At 64.0% G+C, this 2,573-nt stretch carries 2 protein-coding genes; both read left to right on the top strand.

The window, feature by feature from the left end:
- Positions 1 to 1,515, top strand: a 1,515-nt coding sequence (locus AC2FM3_RS17800) for a GTP-binding protein (RefSeq protein WP_496684565.1), incomplete at its 5' end; no start/stop codon positions are given.
- Positions 1,516 to 1,520: 5 nt separating this feature from the next.
- On the top strand, positions 1,521 to 2,573 hold a 1,053-nt coding region (locus AC2FM3_RS17795; protein WP_496684563.1), incomplete at its 3' end, for a dynamin family protein.

The following is a 2,573-nucleotide window of genomic DNA, read 5'->3' as shown; positions in this document are numbered from 1 at the left end:
CTGGGCCAGAGCCACCAGTACGACTATTTCGACGAGGAACTGGTCCAGCGCTATGTCTGCCTGGGCGACGAGGATGATCCCGACATCAATCCCAAGACTGGTCGCTTTGCCGACGTGACGAAATCGGCGGAACTGTACATGGACATTCCGCAATATCCGATCGCGCTGAAACTGTGCGACACGCCGGGCGTCAACGACACCTTCATGGTACGCGAGCAGATCACCCTGCGCAGCCTGCGCGGGTCCGAGGTCTGCGTCGTCGTGCTGGCGGCCAGCCAGGCTCTGACGACGATGGACATGGCCTTGATGCGGATCATCGCCCAGTTCGAGAACCGCCAGATCATCCTGTTCGTCAACCGCATCGACGAACTGACCGACCCGGTCAGCCAGGTGCCCGAGATCCGCGACCGGATTCTGGACACGCTGAAACAGAACGGCGTCGACACCAATACCAGCGTCGTGTTCGGCAGCGCCCTGTGGGCCGAGGCCGCCCTGACCGGCAATCCTGACATTCTGACCGAGGATTCGCGCCGGGCGCTGAACACGTTCTATCTGGCCGCAGGGTTCGGCGATCAGGCGGCCTCGCTGGACAAGATCTGGGCGCTGTCGGGACTGCCCGATCTGCTGCTGGCCATGAACGAACGCATCGCCGAAGGCGCGGGCCACCGCCTGCTTGACCGGGTGCGCCACCGTGCACGCAACATCGCCAGCCAGATTCAGGCGACGTCGGTGGCCAAATCCCTGTCGGACAGTGACGGGCTGGCGCGCGACTTGGATGGCGTCGCGCCCGAAGAGGCGATCGCCAAGCTGAGCGAGGACTACGAACAGAAGGCCGCCGAGCTGACCACGAAACTGCGCGACAAGGTGCTGGAGCGGCTGGCCTCGGCCGAGGCGAATTTCGTCAAACGCGCCACGGATTCGCTGATCGCCCATCTGGAACAGAACGGCGAGCAGGGCACCTGGCAATATGACCCGGCCGGCCTGCGCACCCTGCAGAAGGCGGCCTATTTCAGCTTTGCCCGGTCGATGCGCAAAGAGGCTGGCGCGCTGTATTCCGCCGCTGCCGCCGATGTCGAGGCGCTGTACCACAAGATTCTGGGCAACCACTTGGGCGAATTCAACATCGAGGCCCCGATCGTGCCGCGCGTGCCGCCCCCATTGGGCATCGGGCGCACCATCGCGCTGGATCTTCAAAGCACCTGGTGGCGCAGGTGGTGGCAACGGCGCAAGGGGTTCGAAGCCTACGCCGCCGATTATACCCGCCTGATTGCGTCCGAGGCGAACTCGATCACCAAGGACCTGGAAGAGACCCAGATCGCTGCGGTTCTGGAAAACGTCCGGGCGACGCTGACCGATTTCATGCGCGAGCAGAAGGAAACCCTGCTGAGCATCTCGCCATCCGCGACCAAGGGCGACAACCCCGGCGCCGCCCTGCTGGCCGGAATCGAGCCGAAAAAGTCCCGCGATGAAATCCTGGGCGACATCCTCAAGAACCTCAGCAACGAAGCAGCGTAAGAAAAATGGCCAAAGATACACAGATCCGCTTCGTCTCTCCGAAGGCATGGGAACGCATCGAGCAGTGGTCCCGCCGCAAACCGGTGTTTGCCTTGATGGGAGAATTCAGCGCCGGAAAGTCGACGCTGATGAACTTTCTTCTGCGCAAGCAAACCTTGCCCACGCAGGTCACCGCCACCCAGCTGCCGCCGGTCTGGTTCAGCTGGGGCAACCGTCCGGCCTATGTGCACGGCCACGACGGCAGCAAGACGCAAATCGGCCTGGATCAACTGAACCAGGTCGGCGTCAATGACGCGCAGTTCATCCGGATCTTTCTCGAGGCCGACATCCTCGAGGCGGTCGATCTGATCGACACGCCCGGCATTTCCGACCCCAAGATCGACACCGATGTCTGGCGCCGTGCCGTGGGTCAGGCCAACGGGGTTCTGTGGTGCACGCATTCAACCCAGGCCTGGCGTGAAACCGAACGGGCCACCTGGGTGTCGCTGCCTGAACGCCTGCAGCACAACTCGCTGCTGCTGGTCACGCGCGCTGATGCCCTGACCCAGAAAGACCGCCAGAAGGTGCTGCGCCGCGTCAACCGCGAAGCCGGTCACCTGTTCAATCGCACCGTCCTGTTTTCGGCCAAGGACGCCATCATCGCGCGCGACAAGACCGGCGATGCCGAGCTTTGGGCCCGAAGCGGCGGCGGCAAGATGATCGACAGCTTCCTCGAAATCACCGAGCAGATCATGGATCAGCGCGCCGAAATGCTGACCCGCTACCAGATCGACAGGACACTGGCCCCGGCCAGCGAGCCCCGGACGGCCGCGACTGCGGTGCCGGAGGTGCCCGCCCCCGAGGCTCCGCTGAAACTGGGCGACCCGCTGCGGGCCGAGGACGGATTCGATGCGGTTCGCAACTCGGACGACGTGATTGCGACCTTCCCGGTCCGGCCCGCCCGGGTCGAGCGCCGCAAGGAAGACGGCGAGCGCGCCCGTATCGACGCCGAGGATGCCGAGCGGATGCGAGCCGAGATGACGCCCATGGGCGAAGACGACGATGACCTGCGCTCGTTG

This window comes from Ruegeria sp. BHSB172, from assembly GCF_059613165.1.
The sequence above is the reverse complement of the archived record's forward strand: the minus strand, read 5'-3'. Positions and strand labels throughout refer to the sequence as shown.